This window comes from Rhodococcus sp. IEGM 1330, assembly GCF_033142445.1.
Lineage (GTDB): Bacteria > Actinomycetota > Actinomycetes > Mycobacteriales > Mycobacteriaceae > Rhodococcoides.
The window spans coordinates 54,354-76,789 of sequence record NZ_JAWLSB010000007.1 but is presented as its reverse complement, the minus strand read 5'-3'; the positions used below and the strand labels follow the sequence as shown (position 1 = coordinate 76,789).

Genomic DNA, 22,436 nt, shown 5'->3' with positions numbered 1-22,436 from the left:
CGTGTACGTACACGGGCGAAGCGGTATCGATCAGTTGCGCAGTGCGGCAGGCCAGCCCGATCGATCGAGTCCGTGGGTGCGGAGCATCGCCAGTGCGATCCGTTCCATGCCGAAACCGACGCAAGCGCTGTGGGCGGGTTCGCCGTCGACGGTCTCGATGCCGAAGGTGTGCCCGAAGTGATCACGGTGGCAGTTGCACGAGACGACCGCGGTGCCCTCGTCGAGATCTCCGTAGAGCTTGACGACCAGTTCGGTCTTGAGGTTCTCGTTGCGCTGATTCGCCGCGAGCATGCGTCCGGCGCGACCGAAGAAGGGGTCGTTGGCGATGACAGCCTCGGCTGCTAGTCCCAGATCTGCCAGAACCTGGAGGCCGCGCGGTACCCAGCGTTCGCGGTGTGCGATCGCATCGTCGGGGGTGCCCACTCGAACGAACTCGTGCATCCGAAATGCCTGCATCCGAGCCGGATCCACCGCGGGCTCGTGTCGGAAGCAGTAGCCGTAGATGTCCATCAGCGTGCCCTCTTCGGGCAGGGTGCCGGTGAGCATCGAGTACGACGGATGGCAGGCAGCAGAGACCAGCATGGTGCCCGCCGAATGCAGAAAGTGATCCCAGTCCTTACCGTCGGACCTCTCCGCCAACAACGCTGCGTGTTCCTTGTTGTCGCCCTCGAAAGTGTTGATGGCACCGGTGAGGTTGGGGAACGACGCGATGTAGTCGGTGCGTTCGAAGGCTTCGCGAGGGAATACCGGAGCGAATCGGAACCGGTTGGCCTGACGGCCGTGCTCGGCGACCCCGGCCTCGGTGACGCGGGCGTCGACGAACTCGATGATGTCCTCGAATTCGCCACTGCGCCCGTATAATCCGGGAATCGAGCTGGGCACCAACAGGCCGGCGTCGACGAGTTCGGTGCGGAAAGCGGCTCGTGCAGAGTCGAGTTCGCTGATGTCTGTCTCCGGTGCGGAGTGCGTGGTAGTCACTATTTGCCCTTGTAGACGAGGGAGAGCTGGGAGTTGTGCCCCAGAATGCGTTCGTTGCTGACCATGATCGCGGACCCGTGCGCATCACGAAGATGACGGCCGATGCTCATCTCGCCGCCCTGTCGGTAGCCGGAGATGCCGCAGATCTGCAGCGCCTTGCCGACGATGTCGATGACGAGCGTCGACGCGGTGACCTTGACGTTGTTGATCTTGAGCGCGAAACCGATGGCTCCGAGCTCGGCGGGACTGTCGGCGACCGCCTCGAACTTGGCTGCGGCACCGAACACCGTGTCCACCAACTGCTCGTGCACCACCATCAGCTCCGCGAGACGCAGCGCACTCGGCGGCGGCGTTCCCGGAGTCTTGCGTGCGGCCTTCTGTACCGACTTGCGGGCCTTGGTGACCGCAGCGTCGGCGATGCCGAGCCACGCAGATCCCCACAGCACGTGCGCCACCGGAAGCATGGTCTGAGCGGAGATGTCGCCGTAGTTGTCGCCCAGGATGTTCGACGTCGTCGTGCGTGCGTCCAGCATGAAGCCCGGACTGCAGGTGCCACGAAAGCCGAGGGTGTCCCAGGTGCCGGTCTTGACCAGCGTCACGTCGGGCTTCTCGCACACCACGAGCACCTGATCGCTCGGCGGGCTGTCGACGCTGCGCCGCGCCGTCGCCAACACGATCTGTGCGTACTCGCCGTAGGAGATGACCGGTGCGTTCTTGCTGAGCGTGATCTGCTCGCCGTCGTACTCCACCGCACAACTGCTCGAGCGGACGTCGCCGCCGATGTTGATCTCGGTGGTGGCAGACGCCACCAGTATGCGATCGGTCACAATGCGACGCTGCAGGTCCGCCATGGCGTCGGACTTGCCGTGGCGGACGATGCTGAGCACCTGCGACTGGTGCATCACGAAGATCATCGCCGTCGATGCGCACTCGGCACCGAGGGCACGTGAGATCCGGGCTATGTCCGTCAGCGTTGCTCCGCCTCCGCCGAACTCCCGCGGAATTCCGATCCCCAGCAGGCCGGCGTTGCGCATCGCATCCACCGATTCGGTGGGAAAACGGGCATCGCGGTCGACCTCGTCGGCATGGGTCCGCAGTACGGCCAGCACGTCGGTGATCGACTGGTCGATCGAGCTCTCGTAGACGGTGGTCATGGCCTCAGTCCGTCAGCTGGGCGATGGCCGCGGCGATCGCGTTGATGCTGCCGAACGTCGACTTCTGCAGCATGGTGTCGGGGAATTCGACGTCGAACTCGTCCTCGAGAGCGATCATCACGTTGACGCTGGCGTGCGAGGTGAGGCCGCTGTCGTAGAGATCGGCAGCTTCGTCGATGCCCTCCACGGGGACCGGCAGCTTTCCGAATTTCTCCAGGACTGTTCGCACTCGAACCACGTCGTCAGCATTGAGCGTCTGCATCGAAACCTCCACCGATCGCGTTAACCACGAGACCGGACGGCCTCGTCGTCGACTCAGGGTCGGCTGGCTGTGCGCCTTTTCGACCCAAAGTCTCCCCAGACCCTCTTAAACAATATCGCAGATTGTTTAGTAGCGTTACCGGGATGCCCGCATCGGGCATCCCGACCGCCGTACACTTCGAGTGGAGCGGGGGCTCGAACGGGCGCCGGATCGGGCGTCGAAACACAATCTGTGAAGGACTGTCTGGTCGATGGGTGGAGTCTGCGGGGTGTCAGTGGGTACCGGTGCCGTGCGCATCGCGTACATCGCCGACGGCCGCCGCGTCGAGGACTCCATCGACGCCGAGGGCGCACACGACCTGCTGCCCGGCAAGCTCGTCGATCTCGGCCCGTTCGAGGACATCGTCCTCGCCGGATGGGACACCGCGGCCGTCACGGCGCTGCTGGAGACCCTCGGCGACGGCACGGTGCCGAGAGCTCGCATGGTCGAGGAGTCCTGCGCCCTCCTCGCCTACTCCCGGACCGTTCCCGAACTGGCCGACAAGGACTACGTCCTGGTGGTCGACCTGGGTAAGAAGGGCCTCTCGGCCACCGCGCTCGATGTTGCGGGCGAGTACGTCGAGTGGACCGCACGCACCGTCGACATCAGTGGTGACCGCTTCGACGAGGTGGTCCGCGGCATCGTGATGGCCAAGGGCATTCTGCCTGCTCCGGTCGGACCCGAGGGCGATCGGGAGTATCAGGCATTCTTCCGTGAGCTCAAGGAGCTGGTGAGCTCGTCGGTGGGCGTCAGGGCACCCAACCGCGGCCCGATGTTGCTCAGCCGAAAAGAATTCGAGCGAGAGATCACCCCGCTCGTCTCCGACGCTTTGGACTGGGCCTCCAAGCAGGCACCCGATGCAGTGCTGCTGATCGGCGGCGGTGCAGGCATTCCCGCAGTGCGCACCATCATCGAAGGCAAGTGGAACGTTCCCGTCCACGTGCCCGACGCGCCTGCTATGGCCATCGCCAAAGGTGCGGCACTCGACGAGAGACCCGCCGAAGCCTCCCTCGACGCCGATGTGGGAATCATCACGGTCCCGGACGACGCGTCGGAACTGCTCGATGCACCCGAGCTGCTTGCCGATCCCGACACACTCGACGCACCGGAGACAACCGGCCTCGACACCGTCGACGAGTGGACGGTCGAAGGCCTGACCGTCGACCAACTCGCGACCGAGGATCTGTCGATCCCGTCGACCACCTTCGACGTCGACCCAGCGGCCACCGACCTCGGCGAACCCGCGGTGCTCGAACCTGCGGTACCCGAGCCCGGCGTCGTCGCCGAGCCGGTTCGGCGCGGCCCGCGCGCCTGGTCGGTTCGTGATGCGTCCGTGCTCGCCGCCGTGAGTCTCCTGATCGTTGGAGTGGTGGGACTGGTGTTCGCCCGGGGAAACACGCCGCCGCCGACTCCGCTGATCGACCAGCAGATTCCTTTCGATTCGACGTTCGCCGCGGCGCTTTCTGCCGCCGCGGGCCCGGCCGACGGTGCCGCTCCGGGTCCCGCCGAGTTGCCCGTTCTGGGTCCGGCTCGCTTGTCCGACGCGGACCTGTACGAGCGTGCGTTCAGCTACGACGGCGAAATGTACCAACCGGTCGTCGATCTGGAGCTGCCGGAATAGACCGGTGGTCCGGTTCGCACGGGCTGGGTAGGGAGCGAGACAGGTTCCGTCGCGTCCGAGTGCCCCTACCTGCGGGGCGCGCGCCCCACCGATTCGGCCGAAGCGGTAGCCTGGCGCTCTGGACGAGCTGCATCGCGTCCGATGACATTTGCCGATCGAAGTGAGGCCGACCACCGTGACTGTGCTGCTTGGGGTGTCCATGGGGACCCGAGCCGTGCGCACGGCGCAGCCCCGAGCCGAACAGTTCGGTGTACCCGTAGCCGACTCTTCGGGCCTGGTCACCGACATCGACCGGCCTCTGTTCTTCCGCAACGAACTCATCGACAGCGTCGGCGGAGACCTTCCGCATCTGGCCGCCGAATCGATCGGTGCCGCAGCCGAAACCGAGCCCGAACTCGCCACCGGCGTCGCCTACCGCGACCCCCGCCAAGCCGACGCCCTGCATGCTGCCCTCACCGGTGCGCATCTGCACAACTATCACCTGGTCCACGAGGTGGAAGCTGTCGTCGAGTACCTGGCAGCAACGGGCGAAGCACGCAACTGCAGTTCCGTCGCCCTGTTCGACCTCGGAAGTTCCGGGCTGACCGTCAGCGTCGTCGACCTGGTGCAGCGCACCGTCATCGCCTCGCAGCGATCCGGTGAGTACAGCGGAGATCTGCTCGACGCCTACGTCCGCAACAATCAGCTCCAACGCCTCGGCAAGCAGCCGACCGACCCCGACATGGCGCTGTTCGAGAAGCGCTGCCGAATCGCCAAGGAGCGCCTGTCCACTCAGGACGCGGTGTGCTTGCCGGATGCGAGCGGGATGATCCTGCTGTCGCGTGAGAACTTCGAGCTGCTCATCACCGACCTGCTCGACGAGGCCATCGAGTTCGCGCGCGAGGTGATGATCGGGGCCAACGTTCCCATCGACGCCGTCGTACTGATCGGCGGCGGCGCACGCATGCCGATCGTGCAGAAACGCGTCGGACCGCTGCTCGAACTGCCGTCGATCGTGCCGACCGAGCCCGAGACCGTCGCGGCACGTGGCGCGGCCCTGACTGCACGGCCGCACTCGCGCACGCGAACCGGAACGCGACGGGCACCGGACGCCGATCGGCCGGTGGAGTCCACTGCGTCCGTAGCAGCCGAACCCACGTCGCAGGTGCGCTCGGAACCAGTTTCGGCTCCGGTGCCGCCTCCGCTGCCCGCGCCGGTCCGACTGGTTCCGGCTCGCACCGAATCTCACCACGCCGCGCCCGGCGTGCCTGTCCAGGCTCCCGCGGCATCGCGTCCTGTCCCCGCACGTCCCTGGATCGCGGCGGCACCGATCAGCGAGGGCTCCAACTCTCAGGACACGGTGTCCGGAGGCCCGGTGTCCGAGGTCCCGTTTTCCGAGGTGCCCGCCGAGCCGACCGGTACGGCGGGAGGGTTCGAATCCTCGAGATTCACCGACTCCTCCGATTCCGGTGCAGTCGATTCGGTTCCGGAGACGTCACCGTTGGTGAAAGATGCTCTCGACGACCACGTGCAGGGGGTGCGGGTCGACGGGGAGGTCGTTGCGTTGAGCGCGAACACGGGGGATTCGTCTGCCGAGGGCTCGGCCGCCCAGTCCGAGGCAGCCGACGACGGCAAGCCTGTTCCGTTCCAGCTGAAGAACGTCTACTGGCTCGACGCCGATTACGACGACGACGACGGCGAGGACGATCGCACCCGGGCTCGGCGCAAGCTTCGCACCGGAGGTGTTCTCGCGCTCGGTCTTGCGTTGGTGGTGGGCGTCTCCGCTTTCATGCTCACCCAGCAGAACACGCCGCAGGTGGTCGACACTTCGGTCAGTCGCAGCCAGACCGAAGCTCCTGCTGTCACCACTACGGTGGCACCCACATCGGTGATACCGGCTCCTGTCCTGCCGCCGCCCGCACCGACCACGACCGTCGAACCGACCACGGTGCCGCTGGAGACCGAGGTCTACCAGGAGCCCGAGACGACGGTACCGCCGACGACCACGGCCGAGCCCGCTCCGCCGCCGCCCGTCGAGACGGTTCCTCCGACGACGCAGCAGCCGCCTCCGCTGATCCCGGGTTTCCCGGACTTCACGCTGCCCGGTTTCCCGCCGATCGCTCCGCCCGCTCCCTGACCCTATTCACCTCTCCCCGTGAGTGTTTCGCGGCCTGATGTGCTCGAAGATCAGGATCGTCTCGGTTGCGGCGACGGCAGGGTCGGCACTGAGATTCTCGACGACGAAATCGCGGAGCGTGGCGGTGTCGACGGTTGCCACGTGTACCAGGAAGTCGTCCGCACCGGCAATGAAGTAGATGTTCAGCGTCTCTTTTCGGGAGGCGATCTTCGATCCGAATTCGCTGATCCGCCGTCGAGCATCTGCTTGGAGCCGCACTGAAATCATGGCCTGGATGCCTTGGCCGAGGGCTTCGGGATCGATGTCGGCGTGAAACCCGCGGATGACACCGCGTTCGACGAGGGCTCGAACCCGGGCCAATGCGGTGGACGGTGCAATGCCGGCCGCAGCGGCGAGTGCGTTGTTGGGTGTGCGAGCGTCGCGACGGAGCTCGTCGAGCAGTATGTGGTCGATCCGGTCCAGTGGAATCTGCCGAACATCGTTCGGCTGAGTCCCCGCTCCACCCGTCTGAAATGAACTATTGCTCGGCATTCGGCGATCGTACAGAATTATATTCACATCCGTTGCGGGTATTTCGTAGATAATTCATAGTTGGCCTACACGGATGGAGCCAAGGCTTCACGTCACCCACCACCGAGGAGGCCGCCATGAAGATCGGAATTCCACGCGAGATCAAGAACCACGAATACCGGGTGGCCATCACCCCGGCGGGCGTGCACGAACTGGTCTCGCGAGGACACGAAGTGATCATCGAAACCGAGGCAGGGGCCGGATCGTCGTTCACCGACACCGACTACAAAGCCGCCGGCGCACAGATCTTCACCGATGTCGACGAGATCTGGGAAACGGCCGACCTCCTACTCAAGGTCAAAGAACCTATCGCCGAGGAGTATTCGCGCCTGCGCAAGGGACAGGTGCTGTTCACCTACCTGCATCTCGCCGCATCCAAGGAATGCACCGATGCGCTCCTGGAGTCGGGTACCACAGCCATCGCATACGAAACCGTCACTGCTGCAGACGGTTCGCTTCCGCTGCTCGCACCGATGAGTGAAGTTGCCGGACGCCTCGCGCCACAGGCCGGTGCCTACCACCTGATGTCCAGTGAAGGCGGCCGCGGAGTTCTCATGGGCGGAGTGCCCGGGGTGCGTCCCGCAAACGTTGTCGTCATCGGAGCCGGTGTGTCCGGAAAGAACGCCACCGCAATCGCTTTCGGCATGCATGCCGACGTCACCGTGCTCGATCTCGATGTGAAGGCGCTGCGTGCCATCGACGATCAGTACCGCGGTGCCGTCAAGACTCTCGTGTCGAACGCGTACGAACTCGAACAGGCCGTTCTCGCCGCGGATCTCGTCATCGGTGCAGTGCTGGTACCCGGAGCCAAAGCCCCGAAGCTGGTGTCCAACAGTCTGGTTCAGCGCATGAAGCCGGGTTCGGTTCTGGTCGACATCGCCATCGACCAGGGCGGCTGCTTCGAGGATTCGCACGCCACCACCCACGCCGATCCCACGTACAAGGTGCACGAGTCGGTGTTCTACTGCGTCGCCAACATGCCCGGCGCCGTACCGCGCACCTCCACCTACGCGCTCACCAACGCGACCCTGCCGTACGTCGTCGCACTCGCCGACAAGGGTTGGGAAGCTGCCTGCGCGGCGGACCCGGGTCTGAAAGCCGGCCTGAGCACGCACAACGGTGCCCTGCTGTCGGAGACCGTCGCGGCTGCGTTCGCCTGACGAGCGGGTGCGCCGCATGTGAGTGAAACTTCGTAGCAGGGGTCGAGTTTCTGCTCACGTGGGTCGTTCCGCAGGCTCCACTCCTGCTCACATGGGTCGTTCCGCAGGCTCCGCTCCTGCTCACGTGCGGCGAAGCCGCTCTACGCACTGTGGCGGCCGGAACCTCGCGAACGGGTGGGTTTCGACGGCCTGACGGGTTTCGCCGCTCGCTGTGAGGTGAGCGGTCGCGCGAGCAGCACGGCGATAGCCGTGGTCAGCGGAACCGACAACGCCAGCGCCACACCGCCCACCGCGGAGCGGACGATCTCGATGGCCACCGAATCGCCGGTGAGCACGTCCTGGATGGATCGGTCGGCGACGCTGAAGAGCAGCAGTAGCGGCAGCGCGCCACCGGCGTAGGCGAGCACGAGCGTGTAGACCGTGCTGGCGATGTGGTCACGCCCCACCCGCATCGTGGCGGTGAAGATCTCGCGTCGCGACGCCGTCTCGTCCACCGAGGCGAGCTCGAAGGCCGCCGACGCCTGCGTGATCGTCACGTCGTTGAGCACTCCGAGCGAGCCGATGATGAAGCCGGCCAACAGCAGGCCGGTGACGCTGACGTTGCCGATGTACGTCTGGACGGCGGTGTTCTGTTCCTCGGACAATCCGGTCAGGTGGGTCATGCGGATGGCGACGTAGGACAGCACCGCCGCCACCGCCATCGAGGTGAGAGTGCCCAACAGTGCCGAGCTGGTGCGCAGATTCACCCCGTGCGCCAGGTACAGCACGGCGTAGAGGATCACCGCCCCGGCTACGAGGGCGACCGGAATGGCGGGTGCACCGTCGAGCAGGGCGGGCAGCATGAACACCACCAGCACGGCGAACGCGATGAGCAGGCCGACCAGTGCGCGGAATCCCCGCCAGCGCGCGACGACGCAGATGACCACGGCGAACACACCGACGATCAGCGCCAGCGGCAGCCCGCGGGAGTAGTCGTTGAAGGAGTAGCGGACTCCACCGGCGGGGTCGGTCTGTAGGACCAGCCGGATATCGTCGCCAGCGCTCAGAGTTGGTTGGCCGGGCCCCGGCGCGATCTCGAGAACCGTTCGTTTGCCTGCGTCCTCGCCGGTGGTGATGTCGACGATGCTGCGCTGACATTCGTAGGAATCGTTGACCGCAGGCGTCGGGTTGCCGGTGAACGCTCTACCTGCGTCGGGACTCCCGCAGGTCCCGATGCTCTGCGAGGTGATGGTGCCCGCCTCGGTGGACACCGCACCTCCGCCGGAGGTCTGGAACGGCAATGGGATATCGACGTTCTGCTGGCTGGGCCACAGAGCGATGGCACCGCCGATCACGGCGATGGCAATGGCGACCAACAGTCCGACGACGACCTTGGCCGCCACCGGTCCCAACGGCACCGGTGCGTCACTGTGGCCGTGGCCGTGACCATGGCCCACATGAGATCCGAGGCTCGGCCTACTGCCGTCGGGAGGATTGCCGTGTGATTCCACGATGTCAGGCTAGTACGGGGCCAGATTCGTGGCCGATGCGAGGAGCTCGGTGGCGGGGAGCAGGGGGGGCGTCCCCCGCCACCACCTGACCGACCCGGGGGGGAGGGGTACGACCAGGGCTCGCGGGCACCGAAGTGCCGTCCGCCAATGTACAGATCAATCGTCGTTCAGGCGTGATCGCCCCGATGTTTTGTGCATCACTTTCAACTACTTCTCGGTAACTCGGCGTCTCACTGCTTGTACGACGCGAGGAAGTTACCGAACCTCTCGATCGCCACGGCCAGATCTCGTGCCCACGGCAGCGTGACGATGCGCAGGTGATCGTGGCCGGGCCAGTTGAAGCCGGTGCCCTGGACAACCAGGATCTTCTCCTGCAGCAGCAGATCCTGGACGAGCTTCTCGTCGTCGTAGATCTCGTGGACTTCGGGATCGAGTCGCGGGAACGCATACAGCGCACCCCGCGGCTTGACGCACGAGACGCCGTGAATCGCGTTGAGCTTCTGCCATGCGACGTCGCGCTGCTCGAGCAGACGGCCGCCGGGCAGGATGAGATCCTCGATACTCTGATAGCCGCCGAGTGCGACCTGAATGGCATGTTGCGCAGGCACATTGGGGCACAGCCGCGTCGACGCGAGAAGGTCGATGCCCTCGATGAAACCTGCGGCGTGCGCCTTGGGTCCGGTGATCGCGAGCCATCCGGCGCGGTAACCGGCCACTCGATACGCCTTGGACAGTCCGTTGTACGTCAGGCAGAGCAGGTCGGGAGCCAGGCTCGCCAGCGAGGTGTGCTCTGCGTCGTCGTAGAGAATCCGGTCGTAGATCTCGTCCGCCAGCAACAGCAGCTGATGCTTGCGCGCCAGATCGACGATGCCCTGCAGCACCTCCTTCGAGTACACCGCGCCCGTCGGATTGTTGGGATTGATCACCAGCAGTGCGACGGTCTTCGGGGTGATCTTGGACTCGATGTCGGCCAGATCGGGGTTCCACCCGTTCTCCTCGTCGCACATGTAGTGCACGGCCTTGCCACCGGACAGCGTCGTCATCGCCGTCCACAGTGGGTAGTCAGGGGCCGGGATCAGCACCTCGTCACCGTCGTCGAGCAGTGCCTGCATCGTCATCGTGATGAGCTCGGACACCCCGTTGCCGAGGTAGATGTCGTCGACGTCGAGTTCGGGGAAGCCGGGTTCGAGCTCGTAGCGCGTGACGATGGCTCGGCGGGCCGACAGGATGCCCTTCGACTCCGAGTACCCCTGGGCCACCGGCAGCGCCGCGATCATGTCTCGCACGATCACGTCGGGGGCCTCGAATCCGAACGGTGCCGGATTACCGATGTTGAGCTTGAGGATCCGGTGCCCCTCGGCTTCGAGGCGCGCGGCATGGGCGTGTACCGGTCCGCGGATCTCGTACAGCACGTTCTGCAGCTTGGTCGACTGCTGCAACGTACGGTAACGCGGCTGGGAGTTGATCTGCGGAGTGGTCACCCGTCACATCGTGCCAGGTGGGCGGTATCGGTTTCCACGAGGTTGTTTCGCCGAGTCCGTCGGTGGGGGATGGAACACTGTCTCCCATGTGCGGACGGTATGCCAGTACCCGGAGTGACAGTGACCTGCAGGCGGTGTTCGACATCGCCGAGACCGTCGGTGCGGAGGTGCCGCCGTCGTACAACGTGGCCCCCACGCAGACCGTGCGGACGGTGCTCGAACGCACGCCCAAGGACGAGCCCGACGCCGACGCTCTGCGACAGCTCAGGTCGGTGCGCTGGGGTCTGATTCCGTCGTGGGCGAAGGACGCGAAAATCGGTTCCCGGCTGATCAACGCCAGGTCCGAGACCGTCACCGAGAAGCCGTCGTTCAAGAAGGCGGCAAGCCGTCGACGATGCATCGTCCCTGCCGACGGGTACTACGAGTGGGAGAAGCGCGACGGCGCGAAGGTGCCGTACTTCCTGCACGACGGTGACACGGGTCGTTCCGCAGGCTCCACTCCTGGGGGCGTATTGGCGATGGCCGGCCTGTACGAGCTGTGGCGAGACCCCACCAAGGCCGAGGACGACGAGGCGCGTTGGGTCTGGTCGGTCACCGTGCTCACCTCCCCGGCTGCCGATTCGCTCGGACACATTCACGATCGCTCGCCCGTCGTGCTCCCACCGGATCTGCGCGCCGCCTGGCTCGATCCCACCGTGACCGACCTCGGCGCGGTACAGGACATGTTGGCCGCGATCCCCGAACCACGGCTCGAACCTTACGAGGTGGGCACCGCGGTGAACAGCGTGAAGAACAACAGCCCGGAGCTGTTGACGCCGGTGTAGCGGTGGTTCAGGCGAGTCGCGTTCGGCAGATGTCGGCAATCGCGGCCCGCTCGTCGGGGGTCAGCTCCTCGGCGACCGGCGAATCGAGGATGCGACGCAGTCGCACGAAGTAGGTACGCGCGTCGACGCCGAATGCCACGTAGATGTCCTCGTCGCTGCCACCGCCGTACCCACGCCAGGTTCGGCCGAATGTCAGGATCTCGTGGTCCACCGAATGGGTAGTGGTCCGGCGCATGGTGTTCCCCCTAGTGCTACTCGACTCCCATCATCCGGGTCACGGTTGAAGGGCCGGTGAACAATGCGTTACGGGCACGTCAGTTCACTAGGGTGGACGGCGTGACTGCTCTCGCCTTCGGATCCTGGCCCTCGCCCATCACAGCAGCAGATCTGTCGTCGGCGGGCCACCCCGTCGAGGGTGGTTGCTTCGTCGGCGGCGAGATCTGGTGGTCGGAACTGCGGCCCGCCGAACAGGGTCGAACGGCCATCTGCCGCCACGTCGACGGAGAAGTGCAGCCCGTTCTGCCCGCACCGTTCAACGCCCGCACCCGCGTCCACGAATACGGCGGGGGAGCCTGGACCGCGACGGCAGACGGCGACCTGGTGTTCGCCGAGTTCTCCGATCAACGCGTCTACCGACTCACCCCCGGCGGTGCACCCGTACCGCTGACTCCGAAACCGGCTGTGGCGTCGAGCATCCGGTACGCCGATCTCTCGGTGGTCGGCACCGACGTGATCGCAGTTCGCGAGATGCACGACGCAGGCGCGGTGTCACGAGACATCGTGGCCATCGATCTCGGCGGCGGCGGCGGCGGGGTGCGCTCGCTGGTGTCGGGCTCGGACTTCCTTGCGTTCCCGAGACTGTCACCCGACGGCACCCGCATCGCCTGGATCGCCTGGAATCACCCGCAGATGCCCTGGGACGGATCCGAACTACGCGTTGCCTCCCTCTCGGATCCCGGCGCATGGACGGTGTTGCTCGGATCGACCGAGGAATCGGTGATGCAGCCGGAATGGATCGACAACGAATCGCTGTACGCGATCGGTGACCGAAGTGGTTGGTGGAACCTGCATTCGGTCACCCTCGACGGTTCGGTCACCCCGCTGCTGACGCTCGACGCCGACTTCGGGGCTCCGTTGTGGCGGTTGGGATCGAGCTGGTACGAGGTGCTCGACGACGGGAAGCTGCTCACCGTGCGCACCGTCGGCACCGACATGTTGGCGGTACTCGATCCTGCGTCCGGTGCACTGGAGGACATCGCCCTCGACGGTGTGACCTCGGTGGGGCTCGGCGGGCGCTCCGGGTCGACCGTTCTCCTCAAGTGCGGCGGAGCTCGGGTGGCGGGTGGATTGTTCGCCCTCGACCTGGAATCCGGCGAACTGACCTCGGTACGTTCGGGTTTCGAATCCGTGCCCGACAGCGCATACCTGCCCGAGGGGCGTCAGGTGACGTTCCACGGGCCGAACCGTGAGGTGCACGCCATCACCTATGCGCCGCGCAACCCGTTGTACGAGGGGTTGGATGGTGAACTGCCGCCGTACGTCGCCTTCGTCCACGGCGGCCCGACCGCGCACGTGGCACCCGCTCTGAACCCGTTGTTCGCCTACTTCACCAGCCGCGGCATCGGCGTCGTCGATGTGAACTACGGCGGGTCGAGTGGATACGGGCGCGAATACCGCAACCGACTGCGCGGGCAGTGGGGAGTGGTCGACGTCGAAGACACCATCGCCGCGGTGCAGGGGCTGGCCGACAGCGGACTCGCCGACCCACGGCGGTTGGCCATCGAAGGTGGCTCCGCCGGTGGTTGGACGGTCCTGGCTGCGCTGACGTCCTCCGACGTGTTCGCTTGCGGCGCATCGTACTTCGGTGTTGCCGAGCTGGAGCTGTTCGTCGCCGAGACCCACGACTTCGAGTCCCGATACATCGACGGGCTCATCGGGCCGTTGCCCGAGGCCATCGACCTGTACCGCACCCGCGCGCCGGTCAACAACGTCGACGGACTGTCCTGCCCGGTGCTTTTGTTGCAGGGGCTCGACGATCCGATCGTGCCGCCGTCACAGGCCGAGCGGTTCCGAGATGCCATGGTGAAGAAGGGAATACCGCACGCCTACCTGGCATATGCGGGCGAATCGCACGGATTCCGCAAACTGGAAACACAGGTGAACGCACGAGAATCCGAACTGTCCTTCTACGGCCAGGTCATGGGCTTCACGCCGCCCGGAATCCCCGAGCTGAAGCTGTGGCGTCCCGCTAGCTGAGTGGTGGGTGCGCGCGCTTCGCTTCCAGAAACTCGAGGAGCGCGCTGGGGATAGCGCAATACTTGCTGTTGCCCTCGGACAACTTGCTGCCCGCCTCGAACGCTGCCTTCGACGGGCCGTCGTTCTCGAGGATGAGTGCACAGAGGCGCTCGTCGGTGCGGCCCGATTCGCAACACTTCTCGACGTGAGCTCGGTCGTCGGGGGTCAACGCTGTCCACCACGCGTCGTAGCGGCGAAAGAGCTTGTCCGCGTCGTCGGTCATGCCTGCTCCTACTTCTCGGGTACGCCTTCGAGTCCGACCATACTCACGATGTCCGATTCGGCCACTTCCGAGGGGGGTCCGCGGAACCTCACACTGCTTGTGCCGGGTGCGCGCCTGTATTTCGGCGCGATAAAAGGCGCGCGGTCGGTAGAACGGTCGCTCGGTTGCGTCGTCCCGCTCTGTCGGCAGCATCGCGGATCATCCGATCTACGAGCTCGGGGTGATCGAGATCCGACCAGGCGATGCGCACCACTTGGCGGCCGGTTGCGCGAATGCGATCCTCGCGACGCTTCTCGTCCCACAACACATCGGCCGCAGACTTCCCCACGGGCACGTAGCGTCCGTACTTCACCTTGCCGTCGAATTCGAGAACAGACTCGATGTCGGGCAGATCGAAATCCACGCGCCCGACGAAGCCGCGATCATCGACTATCCGCACCTGCAGCTGCGGTGTGTAGCCCAGCTGATGCAGCACTACTCGGGCGCGTGATTCCCCGACACTCTCGGACCGGCCGTCCATGAATTCCGCGACTCGGCGCGCCATCCGATTGCCCGGATGGTTCGGACATGAATCCAGCGCTGCAACAACATCTTCGGTGGCGAGTCCGCGTGTTCTCGCGGCGAAGTCCGCGATACAGACAGCCGTCTCGAACGGAAGTGAGCGAGCGCAATCGGCAACGGTGCGCGCCAGATCTGTGACTCGCACGCCGTCGAAGTCCACGACTTCATCGTCGGTGTACGGCGAGGTGTGCAGTGCTCGAACGGCACTGCTACGACCGCCGCCACGGGCTCTATTGCGCGTTATGTGCACTCGGCTCAGGTCGGCATTCCATACCTCGAGACCATGGAATATTGCTGCGCTCACATGGCTGACCACGGCATCGGGGGCGATGGTCGCGTCGAATACGGCCTCGGCGATGACCCGATGCTTGTCTTCCCTCGACAGTGCGTCGAATTCGTCTCTGCTGACGAACCTTCCGGGACGGAGTCGCCGCCACGCTCGCGTTCGGCAGTAGCGCTGCAACTCTGCGTCGGACATTCCGCGGGAGAGTGCGTCGGATCGCGAGACGATGCGGGTCATGAACGAATGCTCTCGGGCGCAGCCGGTCTCGACAAGCCCCAAGTGCCCGATTGTGGATAACTGGTGTGCCTGTGGATAACTCGGGCCAGGGACCTCACACCCCTAATGACGACTGCGCGCCCCTGCTCTGATGTGAGCGGGGGCGCGCAGTCGGTAAAGAGGGTGTGAGGTTACTTTCGGCGACCGGGAACCTTGGCTCCCGGCGCGAATCCGAGCCCACCGGCCTTCGGCTTGGGTGGCGTGCGATCGTCGGATTCACCGGCAGTGTCCGACGCGGCAGGTGCCTCGGCCGCTGGTGCTTCCGCTGCCGGTGCGTCGGCGGGTGCCTCGGGTTCCGTTGTCGGCTCGGCCGTCTCGGGCTCTGCGTTCTTCGGCTCGGCCTTTTCGGGCTCAGCGGGTGCAGCTGCGGCCGCACCCGGCGTCCGTGCGCCCGGCTTCTTGAATCCGGACTTCACGGCCAGGCCCTTGGGCTGGACGGTCGGCTTGGATTCGGCTGCAGCAGCCTCGGTGGCGGGTGCTTCCGACGCCGTGGCCTCGGCAGCCGGTGCCTCGGCAGCAGGAGCCTCCGCAGCGGGCGCTTCGGAGATCGGCGCTTCTGCAGCAGGCTTACCCGGCGCCTTGGCGCCCGGCTTCTTGAATCCGGACTTCACAGCCAGACCCTTGGGCTTGACGGACGGCTTGGATTCGGCTGCAGCAGAAGGCGATTCCGCAGGTGCGTCAGCTGTCGACGGCTCCGTTGCCGACGCCTCAATGGCCTCGGCGGGCTTCCCCGGTGCCTTCGCGCCCGGCTTCTTGAATCCGGACTTCACAGCCAGACCCTTGGGCTTGACGGACGGAGTCGACTCCGAGGTCTCTGCGGTAGCAGGTGTTTCGACCGGCGCGGGAGTGTCGACAGGTGCAGGTGCAGCCGTCTTCGCGCCTGGTGCCTTGCCCTTCATCTGCAGGCCCTTGCCGCCGGGTGCCTTGCCCCCGGCCATGCCGAGACCCTTGGGCTTGGCGGCGGGTTCTGCATCGGCATTGTCGGCCGGTGCAGCGGAACCGGGTGCCTTCGCTCCCGGAGCCTTGGCCAGACCCTTCATCTTCAGTCCGCCGGCCTTGGGAGCCGGAGCCGCCGGAGCAGACTTCGCTTCGGCCGGTTCCTCGACGGGTGCGATGCGCTCGGCCTCTTCGACCTCCATCGCGTTTTCCGTTGCGAGCTCTTCCTGCGGAGTGCGCTCGCGGGGGATGACCTTGATGTTCTCGGCCAGCACCGACGATTCGACGCGGGTGATCGACTCGAGCATCAGCTGCGCGACATCGACGACCTCGACGCCCTCGTGTGCGCCGCCTTCCTGACGTGCGGTGACACCGTCGGTGAGCATCACGCGGCAGAACGGGCAACCCGTGGCGATCTTCTTCGGGTTGGTCGCCAGTGCCTCGTCGACCCGGTCGATGTTGATGCGCTTGCCGATGTTCTCTTCCATCCACATGCGTGCGCCACCGGCACCACAGCACATGGACCGCTCACCGTGGCGCGGCATCTCCTTGAGGTTGGAGCCCGACGCGGCCATGAGCTCACGCGGGGCGTCGTAGACCTTGTTGTGACGGCCGAGGTAGCACGGGTCGTGGTAGGTGATGTCCTGGCTGACCGAGGCCACCGGGATCAGCTTCTTCTGTCGCACGAGACGGTTGAGCAGCTGCGTGTGGTGCACGACGTCGTAGTCGCCGCCGACCTGCGGGTACTCGTTTCCGAGTGCATTGAAGCAGTGGGCGCACGTGACCACGATCTTCCGCTTCTTCTGCTCGACGCCCTCGAAGACGTTGTTGATCGTCTCGATGTTCTGCATCGCGAGCTGCTGGAACAGGAACTCGTTACCGGCGCGGCGAGCGGAGTCGCCGGTGCAGGTCTCGTCCGCACCGAGCACCAGAAACTTCACTCCCGCGGTAGCGAGCAATTCGGCGACGGCCTTGGTGGTCTTCTTCGCGCGGTCCTCGTAGGCACCGGCGCATCCGACCCAGAAGAGGTACTCGTAGTCCTGGAACGAATCGGCGTCCTGTCCGAAGACCGGGATGTCGAAGTCCATCTCGTTGATCCAGTTGAGGCGATCCTTCGAGTTCTGGCCCCAGGGGTTGCCCTTGTTCTCGAGGTTCTTGAACAGACCCGCGAGCTCGGACGGGAACTCCGATTCGATCAGCACCTGGTAGCGGCGCATATCGATGATGTGGTCGACGTGCTCGATGTCCACCGGGCACTGCTCGACGCAGGCACCACAGGTGGTGCAGCTCCACAGCACCTCGGGATCGATGATGCCACCCTCGATGGCGTCGGCGACGAGCTTGCGATCGGCTTCGTCGCGGGCGGCCTGCGGAATTGCGTCGAGCTTGGCTTGATCGACGTTGCCCTCGGAGTCGACGAGTCCGACCTCGTCGCCTGCCATGTCCTTCTTGCCGCCGGCCAGCAGGTACGGGGCCTTGGCCATGCTGTGGTCGCGCAGCGACATGATCAGCAGCTTGGGGGAGAGCGGCTTGCCGGTGTTCCACGCGGGGCACTGAGACTGGCAGCGGCCACACTCGGTGCAGGTGGTGAAGTCGAGCCAACCCTTCCAGCTGAAGTCCTCGACCTTGCCTGCGCCGAACGCGTCGACGTCGGGGTCGGCGTCCTCCATCACGAGAACCTTGCCGCCGGACATCATCGGCTTGGCCGGTCCGAGCGCAACGCTGCCGTCGTTCATCCGCTTGAAGTAGATGTTGGGGAACGCGGTGAAGCGGTGCCACGCGACGCCCCAGTTGATGTTCTGGCCCACGTAGTAGAGCCAGATCATGCCGGACATCAGCTTGATGAACGCGAAGATCGACACCATCTCGACGCTGGCCGGGAGGAGTGTGGCCACCCGCATGGTGAAGAAGTCGGTGTACGGGTTCGCGTCGCCGTAGGTGGCGATCTTGCCGGCCTTGACGAAGACCATTCCGAGTCCCTCGACCAGGACGACTGCCTCGACGAAGTAGGCGGCCTTGAACCCGGAGCCGGCGAAGCGTGATTGACGCTCGGGCTTGCGCGGGTGGTTGAGCTGACGGATGACGATCAAGGTGAGGATGCCGATGACAGTTCCGAGACCGAGAATCTCGTCCATAAGGTGGTAGACGGCCCAGTCACCGACGATGGGCCAGTGGAACTCGGGGTTGAACGTCTGGCCGTAGGCCTCGAACCAGAACACGGCTCCGGCCATGAAGCCGATCATCACCAGCCAGTGTGCCCAGCCGACGGTGCGGAACTTGACCATCTTGGTGTGGGCGAGGAACTCGACGACCATCTGCTTGAAGCGAGGCACGATAGGGCGCCAGCGGTCCGGGGCCGGTTGGCCCAGTCGGACGATGTTGAACATCCTCAGTCCGCCACGGATGAAGGAATACCAACACACGAGGCTGAGCAGAGCACCGACAGTGCCCAACGTGATCGTCAGCGCGTTCATGTCGCGGCCTTTCGTTCAGGTGGCAGCTGGGAAAGCTACCGCGGGTTCAGCTGGCCGCACGGGACGACCGTCTTGTTACTCGCTGGTAGCAATGCTTGCTGTACTGGCGAGTAACTTAGCATCGTTCCGGTCGAACGACGCTGGTGGGTGCGGAAGTGAGGCCGTCCGACGGGTGGGCTGAACTCGTCAGTAGGTTGTCTCGCAGATCACCGTATGCGTAGGCCGTCGAGGTGCTGTCGAGAAGGCAGTCCTTACCTACGCAGCACGCGTGACGGGATGTGGTTGGAGAGCTACCTGTGGCCCGTGGGATCACGCGCCCGGTCTTCCTCGATCGTTCGAACGATCGACATGTCCGATCCCAGCATGACGTGACCGGAGCCGCTGTGCTGCGAATATCCAAAATGTTTGTGACAGTGGGTAACTGACAGGCGGATGACCGCTCACAAAAGGACAACGACCGGTCCGATTCGTACGCTACAATTCCGGAGCGCACCACAAGTCGTAGACGCGTCATCGGGGTGACTTTGCGTTTGACGGTTGCCTAGCGGTACTGCCAAGCACTCAATGCACAGAAACGGAACTGAACTCCACATGAAACTCAGCAAACTGGTCGTCACGTCGGCCCTCGTCGCAGTCGCGATGGGCCTGGCCAGCGGAACCGCGTACGCGCAGCCCACCGATGAAACCGCCCCCGGTGACACCAACTACACCGTCGATCTCGACGATCGCACGATCGTCACCACCATCGATGCAGGCGTCTTCAAAGTCGCCGACGACGGCAAGACGGTCGACGTCCTCGACGCCGCCGACAACACCCTCGTGACGCTCCCGCTGTCGTTCAACCTCGGCGGACTCAACTTCCCGTACGAGCAGAACGTCGACGACAACGGCAAGACCCTGCGTCTGGTTCCGGCCCTCGACTTCACGAAGGCATCAGCCAACTCGCGCAGCATCGGCGCAACGACCGTCGCTTCGCCCGAGGAGAACCTCAAGGCGCAGCAGAACTTCTCGTCGCAGCTCGGCATCGCGACCGCGATCGGCGGATTCACCGGAACTGCCCTTGGTTTCGGCGTGGGCTTGCTCGGCTTCGCGGGCGGCTTCCTGGGTCTGGCGACGGTGCCGTTGGCCGCCACCATTGGTGGAATAGTGGGCACCATCACCGCCGGCGGCCCGACTCTCGTCGTAGCCGGAATCGACCTGCTCAACACGCTGAATGCGGCACCGGGCACCACGGTCTGGGCCCAGTAAGCAAGTCTTCACTGAAAACCCGCACTCTCATCGAGGGTGCGGGTTTTCTGCGTTCGGGGTAGGCCAGCGCTGAGTCCAGTCGACCGCCGCACCCGTACGGGCACCGGCGGAACGCGCACAACAAAGAACTGCTTTCACACGCTTATTAAACTTTCCGTAAAGTAAAAAGCATGAAAACCGACTGCGAAACCACTCACGCGGCCGTGGACAGAGAACTGACCGAGGGGCTGCGTGAGGACTGGGACGCGCTGGCGGAGCGGGTCGGCACGGTCTTCTCCTCTCGTCCCAGTTACGCGGCGAATGCCCCACGACCGGCGGGCAGTGAGCTCGTCTTCGTGCACATACGTAGAGGCCTGCGTGTAGTAGCTCTGGCACCGATGTTCGTCACGCGTCTGGGTCCGCTGAAGGTGGCGAAGATTCTCGGAGCAGGTCAGGGTGTCCCGACGGAATTGCTCAGTGAGGACGACGCGTCGTCTCGGGCCCTGTGGGATGCCATCGACGACTGCGGGCTGATCTTCTACGCGGACTCGATGATCGACAACCGGATCGCCGTCGAGGCGCTCGGTGCGCACCCGCGCTGGCGTTCGGAGTCGATCGTGAGGGAGCGAGTTCCGGTGATCGACATGCCGGCGGGAAGTACTGCTCGAGATGTGCGGGGACACAGTTCACTGAAACGACTCGGGAAGTACAGGCGTCAGGCCGAGCGGGCCGGGAGTCCCCTCACGATGGAGACCGTTCGCGATGCGGAGCATTTCGAACGACGCTGGCAGGACATTTCCCGATTGGCGGCCGAGTCGACGGACAAGACCGATCGCACCGACTACCTTGCGGAGGAATCGCCCGCCGACCATTCGACGTCGGCCAAGGACTTCCTGGCTCGTGAAGCCGCGGCCGGGAGATTAGCTCTGTCCGGAGTGAGCGTCGAGGGGCAATGGCGGGCGCATCAGATCTGCCTTCGTACAGGAGCGCGGCTCGAAGCGTGGTTGACGCACTACGACCCCAAGGTTGCGAAGTACCAACCCGGGCATCAGATGATGGAATGGTTCGTCCAGACGCACGACGAGCTCGACGTGACCGTGCTGGACCTGGGTGTCGGTGTCAACGACATCAAGCAGTCCTGGTCCACCTCGGGCTACGACGTGCTGGCAGTGGTGGCCGTACCCACACGCATGGTCGGTGCGCGATTTCTGGTCGGCTTGCTGCGTCGATGGGAGCTGTCGCCCAGGTTCGCGCACGCGCGGAAGGTCGGCTACGCGATGCTGTCACGTCTGCGGCCGTCCACGAACTAAGACGTGCGGATCGTCAGGCCTGCGTTCTCGGCGAGTATGTCGTTGATGGGGGTGGCGAACAGTTCGGGCCGCTGGCCCTGCAGCATGCTGACGACGGTCGCGACCTCACAGGAGGGCTGATCGCCCACGTTCGATGCACTGGCGATGCCCACAGCGAGGGTGCCGCTGACGACGGGGCCGCCACTGTCGCCGCGCAACGCGCAGATGGAGGTGGAGAAGCCACGGTCCAGGACATTGTCGCCCAGTACGACGTGCTGGCCGGTGGAAAGAATGGTGCCGCAACTGAATCCGGTTCTGGATCCGGACTTGCAGACCGGAGCGCCCACGATCGGGTCGACTGCTCCGGTGATGTGCAGTGGTCCCGCTCCGGGGACTCGAACGGCGTTGCTCTCGAATTCGGCGACGTTGGCATCGTCGATGTCGATCAACGCGTAGTCGTTGCGGGACTGGCTGGTTCGGTAGAACTGGCCGAACTTGGAACCCACGAGGCTGCCGTACATGGGATATGCGCCCGTCGAGGCCGCGGAACCGGTATCGGTGGCACTCGGATTGCAATGGCCCGCAGTGATGTTGACCGATCCGTGCGTCGAGTCGACGGCATTGAATCCGAGGGAGCAACGCTGGCCGAGGCCGGTAGGTGTACCCGCGAGAAAGCTGTCGCCGCCCAGATACGAACTTGCGCGAATCGGGCCTGCCGTCGGTGACGGATCGAACGGGAGCAGGTCCAACAGCGGCTGGACGGCATCGAAAATTGCCGGCGGGATCTCGATGGGCGAGGCATCGATCCCGAAACCACTGGCCGACGCGGCATCGGCCACGTCGGCGTGGGTAGGTCCGTCCGCCACCGCGACGACGGGGCGTCCGTCCGCATCCAGCCACGCACTCGTGACCGCGTCGGAACCGACCGTGTCGGTGAACTCGGCCAGCCGGCGTGCCGCGTCCGCCCGGTCGAGAAATTGCTGCGGAGTCAGGCCGAGGTCGCGGGCCACGGCGTCGGCGAGCGCGGGAGGCAATCGTGGTTCTGCGCTCGCGGTCGGTGCGAACACCGCCATCGTCGCCAGAAGCGGAACTGCAACAGTCGACAGCCGGATCGCTCGGCGACGCATAGACCCCCCCCGGGCATCGCAGATGTGATGCCGTTCACCTGTTGTACGAC

The 22,436-nt window shown here is 65.0% G+C and carries 18 protein-coding genes; 7 read left to right on the top strand and 11 right to left on the bottom strand.

Annotation, left to right across the window (positions count from 1 at the left end; translation table 11 throughout):
- Positions 1 to 30: 30 nt before the first annotated feature.
- The 3 genes from R4P57_RS17215 to R4P57_RS17205 are packed head-to-tail and all read right to left on the bottom strand — an operon-like array spanning position 31 to position 2,394.
- Positions 31 to 978, bottom strand: coding sequence for an amino acid--[acyl-carrier-protein] ligase (locus R4P57_RS17215; RefSeq protein ID WP_317804026.1), 948 nt, complete (start codon positions 976 to 978; stop codon positions 31 to 33).
- A complete protein-coding gene (locus R4P57_RS17210; protein WP_317804025.1) occupies positions 978 to 2,132 on the bottom strand; it encodes an acyl-CoA dehydrogenase family protein in 1,155 nt (384 codons plus the stop codon). The genes R4P57_RS17215 and R4P57_RS17210 overlap by 1 nt, the downstream gene beginning before the upstream one ends.
- Positions 2,133 to 2,136: 4 nt before the next feature.
- Complete coding sequence (locus R4P57_RS17205; RefSeq protein WP_317804024.1) at positions 2,137 to 2,394, bottom strand: acyl carrier protein; 258 nt, start codon at positions 2,392 to 2,394, stop codon at positions 2,137 to 2,139.
- A 268-nt stretch (positions 2,395 to 2,662) separates the two neighbouring features.
- Between R4P57_RS17205 and R4P57_RS17200 the strand changes: the two genes are divergently transcribed.
- Positions 2,663 to 4,054, top strand: a complete 1,392-nt coding sequence (locus tag R4P57_RS17200) for a hypothetical protein (protein WP_317804023.1) — start codon at positions 2,663 to 2,665, stop codon at positions 4,052 to 4,054.
- Positions 4,055 to 4,229: 175 nt separating this feature from the next.
- The gene (locus R4P57_RS17195) at positions 4,230 to 6,170 is read left to right on the top strand and encodes an Hsp70 family protein (RefSeq protein WP_317804022.1); all 1,941 of its coding nucleotides are present in this window, start codon (positions 4,230 to 4,232) and stop codon (positions 6,168 to 6,170) included.
- A 6-nt stretch (positions 6,171 to 6,176) separates the two neighbouring features.
- Here the strand turns inward: R4P57_RS17195 and R4P57_RS17190 are convergent, their stop codons facing one another.
- Positions 6,177 to 6,701, bottom strand: coding sequence for an Lrp/AsnC family transcriptional regulator (locus R4P57_RS17190; protein ID WP_317804021.1), 525 nt, complete (start codon positions 6,699 to 6,701; stop codon positions 6,177 to 6,179).
- 116 nt (positions 6,702 to 6,817) lie between these two features.
- Between R4P57_RS17190 and ald the strand changes: the two genes are divergently transcribed.
- A complete protein-coding gene (gene ald, locus R4P57_RS17185; RefSeq protein ID WP_317804020.1) occupies positions 6,818 to 7,900 on the top strand; it encodes an alanine dehydrogenase in 1,083 nt (360 codons plus the stop codon).
- Between the two features lie 140 nt (positions 7,901 to 8,040).
- Here ald and R4P57_RS17180 read toward each other — a convergent pair whose 3' ends face one another.
- Together R4P57_RS17180 and R4P57_RS17175 are read right to left on the bottom strand one after the other, a co-directional pair.
- Positions 8,041 to 9,390, bottom strand: a complete 1,350-nt coding sequence (locus R4P57_RS17180) for a YibE/F family protein (RefSeq protein ID WP_317804019.1) — start codon at positions 9,388 to 9,390, stop codon at positions 8,041 to 8,043.
- 230 nt (positions 9,391 to 9,620) lie between these two features.
- Entirely contained in the window at positions 9,621 to 10,871 is a 1,251-nt protein-coding gene (locus R4P57_RS17175) for a pyridoxal phosphate-dependent aminotransferase (RefSeq protein WP_317804018.1), read from the bottom strand.
- Between the two features lie 86 nt (positions 10,872 to 10,957).
- Here R4P57_RS17175 and R4P57_RS17170 point away from each other — a divergent pair, with 86 nt between their 5' ends.
- Positions 10,958 to 11,695, top strand: a complete 738-nt coding sequence (locus tag R4P57_RS17170) for an SOS response-associated peptidase (protein WP_317804017.1) — start codon at positions 10,958 to 10,960, stop codon at positions 11,693 to 11,695.
- 7 nt (positions 11,696 to 11,702) lie between these two features.
- On the opposite strand, the gene R4P57_RS17165 is transcribed toward R4P57_RS17170, so the two are convergent.
- Positions 11,703 to 11,930, bottom strand: coding sequence for a DUF3263 domain-containing protein (locus R4P57_RS17165; protein ID WP_317804016.1), 228 nt, complete (start codon positions 11,928 to 11,930; stop codon positions 11,703 to 11,705).
- Positions 11,931 to 12,031: 101 nt separating this feature from the next.
- Here R4P57_RS17165 and R4P57_RS17160 point away from each other — a divergent pair, with 101 nt between their 5' ends.
- A complete protein-coding gene (locus R4P57_RS17160) occupies positions 12,032 to 13,951 on the top strand; it encodes a prolyl oligopeptidase family serine peptidase (protein WP_317804015.1) in 1,920 nt (639 codons plus the stop codon).
- Here R4P57_RS17160 and R4P57_RS17155 read toward each other — a convergent pair.
- The 3 genes from R4P57_RS17155 to R4P57_RS17145 form a co-directional block, all read right to left on the bottom strand.
- On the bottom strand, positions 13,944 to 14,213 hold the full coding sequence (locus tag R4P57_RS17155) for a hypothetical protein (RefSeq protein WP_317804014.1): 270 nt from the start codon (positions 14,211 to 14,213) through the stop codon (positions 13,944 to 13,946). The genes R4P57_RS17160 and R4P57_RS17155 overlap by 8 nt on opposite strands.
- Before the next feature lie 88 nt (positions 14,214 to 14,301).
- On the bottom strand, positions 14,302 to 15,294 hold the full coding sequence (locus R4P57_RS17150) for a hypothetical protein (RefSeq protein ID WP_317804013.1): 993 nt from the start codon (positions 15,292 to 15,294) through the stop codon (positions 14,302 to 14,304).
- Between the two features lie 170 nt (positions 15,295 to 15,464).
- Positions 15,465 to 18,743, bottom strand: coding sequence for a heterodisulfide reductase-related iron-sulfur binding cluster (locus tag R4P57_RS17145; protein WP_317804012.1), 3,279 nt, complete (start codon positions 18,741 to 18,743; stop codon positions 15,465 to 15,467).
- 591 nt (positions 18,744 to 19,334) lie between these two features.
- Here R4P57_RS17145 and R4P57_RS17140 point away from each other — a divergent pair.
- Complete coding sequence (locus R4P57_RS17140) at positions 19,335 to 19,991, top strand: ammonium transporter (protein ID WP_317804011.1); 657 nt, start codon at positions 19,335 to 19,337, stop codon at positions 19,989 to 19,991.
- A gap of 170 nt (positions 19,992 to 20,161) precedes the next feature.
- Entirely contained in the window at positions 20,162 to 21,280 is a 1,119-nt protein-coding gene (locus tag R4P57_RS17135) for a GNAT family N-acetyltransferase (protein WP_317804010.1), read from the top strand.
- On the opposite strand, the gene R4P57_RS17130 is transcribed toward R4P57_RS17135, so the two are convergent.
- Entirely contained in the window at positions 21,277 to 22,386 is a 1,110-nt protein-coding gene (locus R4P57_RS17130; protein WP_317804009.1) for a S1 family peptidase, read from the bottom strand. The two genes, R4P57_RS17135 and R4P57_RS17130, sit on opposite strands and share 4 nt — an antisense overlap.
- Positions 22,387 to 22,436: the final 50 nt, after the last annotated feature.